Annotated in this window: 7 protein-coding genes; 4 read left to right on the plus strand and 3 right to left on the minus strand. The window is 70.4% G+C overall.

What is annotated here, in order from left to right; genetic code table 11:
• Positions 1-124 precede the first annotated feature (124 nt).
• Positions 125-748, minus strand: coding sequence for a sulfite oxidase-like oxidoreductase (locus ACFXB5_RS51645; RefSeq protein WP_201856889.1), 624 nt, complete (start codon positions 746-748; stop codon positions 125-127).
• A gap of 158 nt (positions 749-906) precedes the next feature.
• Here ACFXB5_RS51645 and bfr point away from each other — a divergent pair, with 158 nt between their 5' ends.
• Positions 907-1,422 (plus strand): bacterioferritin, encoded by a 516-nt coding sequence (gene bfr, locus ACFXB5_RS51650; protein WP_138911075.1) that lies wholly within the window; start codon positions 907-909, stop codon positions 1,420-1,422.
• A 51-nt stretch (positions 1,423-1,473) separates the two neighbouring features.
• Here bfr and ACFXB5_RS51655 read toward each other — a convergent pair whose 3' ends face one another.
• Both ACFXB5_RS51655 and ACFXB5_RS51660 read right to left on the minus strand, forming a co-directional pair.
• A complete protein-coding gene (locus ACFXB5_RS51655; protein WP_385222558.1) occupies positions 1,474-1,737 on the minus strand; it encodes a bacterioferritin-associated ferredoxin in 264 nt (87 codons plus the stop codon).
• Positions 1,738-1,915: 178 nt separating this feature from the next.
• Entirely contained in the window at positions 1,916-3,265 is a 1,350-nt protein-coding gene (locus ACFXB5_RS51660) for a class II 3-deoxy-7-phosphoheptulonate synthase (protein ID WP_385222560.1), read from the minus strand.
• A 273-nt stretch (positions 3,266-3,538) separates the two neighbouring features.
• Between ACFXB5_RS51660 and ACFXB5_RS51665 the strand changes: the two genes are divergently transcribed.
• The 3 genes from ACFXB5_RS51665 (at position 3,539) to ACFXB5_RS51675 (ending at position 6,729) form a co-directional block, all read left to right on the plus strand.
• The gene (locus tag ACFXB5_RS51665) at positions 3,539-4,075 is read left to right on the plus strand and encodes a hypothetical protein (protein WP_385222562.1); all 537 of its coding nucleotides are present in this window, start codon (positions 3,539-3,541) and stop codon (positions 4,073-4,075) included.
• An 11-nt stretch (positions 4,076-4,086) separates the two neighbouring features.
• Positions 4,087-4,632, plus strand: a complete 546-nt coding sequence (locus ACFXB5_RS51670) for a hypothetical protein (RefSeq protein WP_385222565.1) — start codon at positions 4,087-4,089, stop codon at positions 4,630-4,632.
• Between the two features lie 165 nt (positions 4,633-4,797).
• Entirely contained in the window at positions 4,798-6,729 is a 1,932-nt protein-coding gene (locus ACFXB5_RS51675; RefSeq protein WP_385222568.1) for an anthranilate synthase family protein, read from the plus strand.
• Positions 6,730-6,972: the final 243 nt, after the last annotated feature.

The raw sequence follows: 6,972 nt of genomic DNA on the forward strand, positions 1-6,972 counted from the left end.
GGGCCCCGGGGTCTGGGGCGAAGCCCTTGCCACGCGGCGGAGCCGCATATCGATGCAGCGGGAAGGGGCGGGGAGGGGAAAGCGTCGACAATGCGGCTCCGCCGCGTGGTCCGCCGGACACCCCCTAGAGCTCCGGGCCGTCGCCCGGCACCTCCTGGTAGGAGTAGCGCTTCTCCGTCCAGGGGTCGCCGATGTTGTGGTAGCCGCGTTCCTCCCAGAAGCCGCGGCGGTCGGCGGTCATGTACTCCACACCGCGCACCCATTTCGGGCCCTTCCAGGCATACAGATGAGGCACCACCAGCCGCACCGGAAAGCCGTGCTCGGCGGTGAGCAACTCGCCATCCTTGTGGGTGGCGAAAATCGTGGTCTCCGCCATGAAGTCCGACAGCCGCAGATTCGAGCTGAACCCGTATTCGGCCCACACCATCACATGGGTGACATCGGGCGCCGGCGGTGCGAGCTTCGCGATCTCCAGCGAGGAAACCCCGCCCCATTCGGCGTCGAGCATGCTGAATTTGGTGACGCAGTGCAGATCGGCCACGACCGTCGAGTACGGCAGAGCCGAGAACTCCTCATGCGTCCAGCAGTGTTTTTCGCCGTCCGCCGTGGCGCCGAAGACCCGGAACTCCCATCGGTCCGGCTTGAACTTGGGGACCGGCCCATAGTGCGTAACCGGCCAACCGCGCTGCAGTCGCTGCCCAGGAGGCAGCTTCGCGAGCTCCCCCTCGCGGCTTTCCGACTGACCCATGGGCTCCATGGTCTCAGACCGCCGGGGGTGGTCGTGACCAGGGCATCGAGGACGGGCACAACTCGTACTAAGCGTGCACTTACTGGACGCCCCAACAGGCGCGGTGCGACGATGCGCGGAACCTGCCGTTCCCGATCGGATTGGAAGGAGCCCCTCCGATGCAGGGTGACCCCGAGGTCCTCGAGTTCCTCAACGAGCAGCTGACCGGCGAGCTGACTGCGATCAATCAGTACTTTCTGCACTCAAAGATGCAGGACCACTTTGGCTGGACTCGGCTTGCCAAATACACCCGGTCGGAGTCTTTCGACGAGATGAAGCATGCGGAGATCCTCACCGACCGCATCCTTCTTCTGGATGGGCTGCCCAATTACCAGCGGCTCTTCCATGTCCGGGTGGGCCAGACGCTGACCGAGATGTTCCAGGCCGACCGGCAGGTGGAGATCGAGGCGATCGACCGCCTCAAGCGGGGCATCGAGCTGATGCGGTCCAAGGCGGACATCACCTCGGCGAATCTCTTCGAGTACATCCTCGCCGACGAGGAACTCCACATCGACTATCTCGACACTCAGCTGGAGCTGATCGAGAAGCTCGGTGAGCCCCTCTACATCGCCCAGCAGATCGAGCAGCCCAGCGACAACGGCGACAACTACTCCGGGAGCGGCAAGGGCCACTGAGCCCGCGGCGGCAGAACTCGCGGCGACCGAGCCGGTCCGCCGGTCCGCCGGTCAGGCCGCCTCGGCCGCCGTCGGCTCCGGGAGGGAAGCGGCGGCGGATGCCGTCGTCGCGGCCGTCGTCAGGACGACCGGGTCCAGCGCCTCGCGCCGGGGGCACGCACCGCGGCCCAGCAGCGCCTGGATCTTCCGTACGCACGATCCGCAGTCCGTGCCCGCCTTGCAGGCACCGGCGATCTGGCGCGGGGTGCACGCGCCCGTTTCCGCGTGCTGACGCACCTGCTGCTCGGTGATCCCGAAGCATGAGCAGACGTACACGGGCTCTCCAGCGGTGGCGTCGACGATGGCATTGATCAGTGAGGTAACCCTTACCTTACCTGCCGCGCCGGACCCCCACAACGCACAGCGGGCGCGGATCCATGTGATCCGCGCCCCACCTGCGTCTTTATGATCTCCACTGGCCAGGCTCTACTGGCCGAGTTCCACTGGCCGCGCCCTACTGGTCCCGGTACATCTCCGCCACCAGGAACGCCAGGTCCAGCGACTGGCTGCGGTTGAGCCGCGGGTCGCACGCCGTCTCGTAGCGCTGGTGCAGATCGTCGACGAAGATCTCGTCGCCGCCGCCCACGCACTCCGTGACATCGTCGCCGGTCAGCTCCACATGAATGCCGCCAGGATGGGTGCCGAGCTCCTTGTGGACCTCGAAGAAGCCCTTGACCTCGTCCAGCACATCGTCGAAGCGGCGGGTCTTGTGCCCGGACGCCGCCTCGAAGGTGTTGCCGTGCATGGGGTCGCAGACCCAGGCGACCTGCGCACCGGAGGCGGTCACCTTCTCCACCAGGTTGGGCAGCTTGTCGCGGATCTTGTCCGCGCCCATCCGGGTGATGAAGGTCAGCCGGCCCGGCTCGCGGTCCGGGTCGATCCGCTCGATCAGCGACAGCGCCTCTTCCGGCGTGGTCGTCGGGCCCAGCTTCACGCCCACCGGGTTGCGGACCTTGGAGGCGAACTCGATATGCGCCCCGTCCAGCTGCCGGGTGCGCTCGCCGATCCAGACCATGTGCCCGGAGACGTCGTACAGCTCACCGGTGCGCGAGTCGGTGCGGGTCATGGCCGTCTCGTAGTCCAGGACCAGCGCCTCGTGCGAGGAGAAGAACTCGACGGTCTTGAACTCCTCCGGGTCCACCCCGCAGGCGTTCATGAAGGACAGCGCCCGGTCGATCTCGCGCGCCAGCGCCTCGTAGCGCTGGCCCGAGGGCGAGGACTTCACGAAGTCCTGGTTCCAGGCGTGCACCTGCCGCAGGTCCGCGTAGCCACCGGTGGTGAAGGCGCGCACCAGGTTCAGCGTCGAGGCCGACGCCTGGTACATCCGCTTCAGCCGCTGCGGGTCCGGGATCCGCGCCTCGGGGGTGAATTCGAATCCGTTGACGGAGTCGCCACGGTAGGTGGGCAGGGTCACCCCGTCCCGGGTCTCGGTCGGCTTGGAGCGCGGCTTGCTGTACTGCCCGGCGATCCGGCCCACCTTCACCACCGGGACGGACCCGGCGTAGGTCAGCACGGCGCCCATCTGGAGGAGCGTCTTGAGCTTGCTGCGGATCTGGTCGGCGCTCACGCCGTCGAATGCCTCGGCGCAGTCACCGCCCTGGAGCAGAAACGCCTCGCCCCGCGCCACGGCCCCCAGGCGGTGCCGCAGCGCGTCGCACTCGCCCGCGAAGACGAGCGGCGGATAGGACTCGAGCTCAGCGATCACATCGCGCAGAGCCGCTCGGTCCGGCCAGTCGGGCTGCTGCGCCGCGGGAAGAGACTGCCAGGTGTGGCCACCGGCGTGGGTTTCAGCGTTCACGGTCACCCGCACAAGGTTACGGGGTCCTGCCGCGCGTCCAGCCCGCTTTCCACGGTGTGAGACACCGCCCCTCACGCTTTGAGCTCGAATCACACCGGCTTGGACGAAGGTCCGTACCAAGCACACACGGGACGCGCCGCGCAAGAACGGACGTTCGGGCATCCCTCGGTCGTTTACGGCCATGCCGTGAAGAAGGCGTGATGGAACCGTGCGCTCCTCGGACGCTGTTCGGGTGACCGGCCCACCCCCGCGGCCGGTCCCCATTCAAAGGAGTGCCCCATGAGGAAGTTGCTCCGCCGCGGTGCCGCCGCCTTCGCGGCCGCCGCCTCGCTCGTACTGCTGTCGCTCAACGCCGCCCCCGCCCAGGCGGACTCGTCGGCCATCGCGTCCGGGATGACCTGGACCGTGCTCGCGAAGGGAACCGACGGCACGATCAGGGTGGGCGCGGACTCCGCGACCGACGCGTACAACGGTGACACCGCCGCCACCGCGACGCTCCCCATGCTGTGCCTGAGAGTCAACGGCAGCGCCGTGCCCAGTGGGATCACCCCGGACTTCTACGCGGGCTGGGCACGCGGCACCGTGGCCGCGACGCCGCCCGTACTGGGCAAGTCGCTGACCAGCCGGGCCGCGGCGGACGCGATCTGCGCGCAGTACTACGGCGCGGACTGGCGGGAGGCCGAGTTCCACGACGGCCGGTACGGGGCCAACCTGGAGGCGAGCGGTGGCTGGTCCTTCTGGGCGTACGGCTACGTCCCGGACGGCACCCGCTTCTGGGCCGCGATCAACGACCAGCCGGCGAACCCCTGGAACTGAGTGGCCGCGCCATGGGTCCTCTCCGCCGTATCACCGCCACCCTCGCGGCGGCCGCTTCGCTGGGCCTGTTGCCCCTCGCCGCCGCACCGGCCCACGCGGGCCCGGCCGCCAACCATGCCGGGATGACCTGGGTCATCCGGCAGGACGGGCCCGGTGGCACCGTTCATGTGGGCTCCGACGCCCAGACGCACGCGTATGTCGGGGACACTCCGGCCACCGCCTCCCTGCCGGTGCTGTGCGTCAAGGTCGACGGATCCCCAGTGCCTCCGGGGATCGTCCCGGACGCCAACGCGGGCTGGGCGCGCGGCACCGTCGGGGCGACTCTGCCCACACCGGGCACCAGACTGACCAGCCGTCTCACCGCCGACCGGCTCTGTGAGGACGTCTTCTACTCGGGCTGGCGGATGGCCGAGTTCCATGACGGCCGCTACGGTGTCGACCTGGGGAGCGTGAGCGGCTGGTCCTTCTGGGCCAGCGAGAACAACGCCTACAAGCTGCCCAGAGGCACCCGCTTCTGGGTCGCGATCAACGACCAGCTCGCCAATCCCTGGAACTGAGGTAAGGTCCTGGACGTGCACGCGCGACTGACCATGACCTGGTGGTGGACCGCTCATCCGGCGGCCCGCTGAATCGCGCACTCCCAAGATCTCGCGAAGGCCGCCCGAGGGGCGGCCTTCGGCGTTTCCGCGGGTCGTTCCTCATTCCGGAAGGAATCACCCGCCATGCAGAACCCCCACGCTCAGGCCGTCGTCGCACGGCTGCTCTCCGACGACGCGCCGCCCTTCGCCCTGCTGCACCGCCGCACCCCCGGCCGGGCGCCCGACACCGTCGAGGTGCTGCTCGGCCCGGTCGAGGAGGTGGAGCGGCTGACCGACATCCCGCTGCCGACCGGAACCCCGCGGGACGGCGCCCCGGTGGCGGACGCCCTCGCGCTCGTGCCGTTCCGGCAGATCCACGAGCGCGGGTTCGAGGTGCGCGACGACGGGACGCCGCTGGCCGTGCTGCGCCCGGAGGAGAGCTATGAGCTGCCGCTCGCCGAGGCGCTGGAGGCGCTCCCCGGGCATCCGGTGCGGGTCGAGGACGGGGCGTTCGACGTGGACGACGACGCGTACGCGGAGATCGTGAGCCGGGTCATCGAGGACGAGATCGGCACCGGCGAGGGCGCCAACTTCGTCATCCGGCGGACGTTCCGGGGCGAGATCCCGGGGTTCGGGAGTACCGACGCGCTCGCGCTCTTCCGGCGGCTGCTGGCCGGGGAGCGGGGCGCCTACTGGACGTATGTGGTGCGGCTGGCGGACGGGCGGACGCTGGTGGGGGCCAGCCCCGAGGTCCATGTGCGGATGTCGGGGGGCACCGTCGTGATGAACCCGATCAGCGGGACGTACCGCTACCCCGAGGGCGGGCCGAGCGCCGAGGGGCTGCTGGAGTTCCTGCACGACCGCAAGGAGGTGGAGGAGCTGTCCATGGTCGTGGACGAGGAGCTGAAGATGATGTGCACCGTCGGCGACATGGGCGGGACGGTGATCGGGCCCCGGCTCAAGGAGATGGCGCACCTCGCGCACACCGAGTACGAGCTGCGCGGCCGCTCCTCGCTCGACGTCCGGGAGGTGCTCCGCGAGACGATGTTCGCGGCGACCGTCACCGGCTCCCCGGTGCAGAACGCGTGCCGGGTGATCGAGCGGTACGAGCCCGGTGGCCGCGGCTACTACGCGGGGGCGCTCGCGCTGATCGGCCGGGACGGCGGCGGTGCCCAGACCCTGGACTCGCCGATCCTGATCCGCACCGCCGACATCGACGCCGGGGGATCGCTGAAGGTGGCCGTCGGTGCCACGCTGGTCCGCCACTCGGAGCCGCGCGGCGAAGTGGCCGAGACGCATGCGAAGGCGGCCGGGGTGCTGACCGCGCTGGGCGTGCGGCCCGCACCCGTACGGTCCGAGTCGGAGGGCCCGCGGCCGCGGCTCACGGACGATCCGCGGGTACGGGCGGCGCTGGACGCGCGGCGGGCGGACCTGGCGCCGTTCTGGCTGCGGATGCAAGCTCCCGAGGAGCCCCGGATCGGGGGGTTGTCCGGGCATGCCCTGGTGATCGACGCCGAGGACACGTTCACCGCGATGCTCGCGCATCTGCTGCGCACCTCGGGGCTGACCGTGACCGTGCGGCGGTACGACGAGCCGGGGGTGCGGGAGGCGGCGCTGGCGCATCAGGGGCCCGTGGTGCTCGGCCCCGGCCCTGGCGACCCGAACGACGCGGCCGACCCGAAGATGCGGTTCCTGCGGGCGCTGACCGCCGAGCTGGTGCCCGGGCACCGGCACGGGCTGCTGGGGGTGTGCCTGGGGAACGAGCTGATCGCGGCCGAGCTGGGGCTGGAGATCGTGCGCAAGGACGTGCCGTTCCAGGGCGCCCAGGAGCGGATCGACTTCTTCGGGCGCGAGGAGACCGTCGGCTTCTACAACACCTTCACGGCGCGCTGCGACGAGGCGGCGGAGACGGAGCTGGCGATGCACCGCGTGGAGCTGAGCCGGGACCGGGCGACCGGCGATGTGCACGCGCTGCGCGGGCCGGGCTTCGCCGGGGTGCAGTTCCATCCGGAGTCGGTGCTGTCGCGGGACGGGGCGGCGCTGGTGGCGGAGCTGCTGGCGGCCGTCCTGGTCTGAAGAACCCGCGGGCCCGAGGCGCCGGCTGGTCCGAAGGGCCGCCCGCCCGAGGGACGGCTCCGTGCGAAGGCCCCGCCAGAGGGACAGCTGGTCCGACGGGCCCACCGGCCCGGAGGGCGGCGTGGCCAACGGCCCGGCCCCCCAGACCCCCCCCCCCCCCACCGTGGGGGCGGGCGCCCCGGGGGGGCCTCACTGGGATGTGTGTGGGGCCCCCCCCCACGACCACCGACGCCTTCGGGTCGG

This window comes from Streptomyces sp. NPDC059455, from assembly GCF_042750115.1.
Lineage (GTDB): Bacteria > Actinomycetota > Actinomycetes > Streptomycetales > Streptomycetaceae > Streptomyces > Streptomyces endocoffeicus.

What these genes read in the sequence shown, in the direction of transcription:
- ACFXB5_RS51670 (WP_385222565.1), top strand. Translation starts at nt 4,087, where the DNA reads ATGGGTCCTCTCCGCCGTATCACCGCCACCCTCGCGGCGGCCGCTTCG.
- bfr (WP_138911075.1), top strand. Translation starts at nt 907, where the DNA reads ATGCAGGGTGACCCCGAGGTCCTCGAGTTCCTCAACGAGCAGCTGACC.
- ACFXB5_RS51645 (WP_201856889.1), bottom strand. Translation starts at nt 748, where the DNA reads ATGGGTCAGTCGGAAAGCCGCGAGGGGGAGCTCGCGAAGCTGCCTCCT.
- ACFXB5_RS51665 (WP_385222562.1), top strand. Translation starts at nt 3,539, where the DNA reads ATGAGGAAGTTGCTCCGCCGCGGTGCCGCCGCCTTCGCGGCCGCCGCC.
- ACFXB5_RS51675 (WP_385222568.1), top strand. Translation starts at nt 4,798, where the DNA reads ATGCAGAACCCCCACGCTCAGGCCGTCGTCGCACGGCTGCTCTCCGAC.